Source organism: Caldimonas taiwanensis NBRC 104434 (genome assembly GCF_001592165.1).
Lineage (GTDB): Bacteria > Pseudomonadota > Gammaproteobacteria > Burkholderiales > Burkholderiaceae_C > Caldimonas > Caldimonas manganoxidans.
Map to the genome: position 1 here is coordinate 1 of NZ_BCWK01000096.1, position 542 is coordinate 542.

Here is a 542-nt window from a genome sequence, read left to right on the forward strand (position 1 = left end):
CCTACCGTGTGGACACTGGTGGAACGCGTGGCCGACGAGGGTGGAGACAACCCCATGCCCGCCACGGGCGAGGCGGCGCTGCGGCTCAAGTGCGAAGCCGGCCAACCCTGCCCGCGCACCGGCTGGTGGTTCACCCCGGCCAAGGCCAACAGCCGGCGGCATTTCCAAGCCGGGCAGCTCATGCCAGACCTGCATGCCGATTGGGGGGACACGATCTGGCAATGGGACCCCCACCAAGGCGATGGAGACCAGCGGGCTGGGTGAGCATGGTGCGATGGTGAGAGCGGCTTCACCCCAGGCGCCCACACCCGCATCGAACTGACCTTGGGCGCCAGCCGCGTCGGTTTGTCCCTTCGTGTAGCACCCGGCCGTGCGGGCACGGCGCCTTGCGGCCATCTACGCGCGCTTCTATCCGGAGCTCGAAGACGGTGGCAAGCCGCAATGGAAGGGGCGCTTCTACTGGATGGCTCTCGGAGCTTTCGCCAGCAAGACCGTGGCCTGCTCGCTGGAGATGGTGCGCGTGAACATGCCTTGGTAACCCC

General features: G+C 67.5%; 1 protein-coding gene and 1 pseudogene. Both read left to right on the plus strand.

Features of this window, described 5'->3' with window-relative positions:
* Window positions 1-264: pseudogene (locus CTA01S_RS16820) on the plus strand (hypothetical protein); the annotation flags it as partial.
* 106 nt (window positions 265-370) lie between these two features.
* Window positions 371-538: a DUF2515 family protein gene (locus tag CTA01S_RS16695; protein WP_157451420.1), complete on the plus strand. Its 168-nt coding sequence runs from the start codon at window positions 371-373 to the stop codon at window positions 536-538.
* Window positions 539-542: the final 4 nt, after the last annotated feature.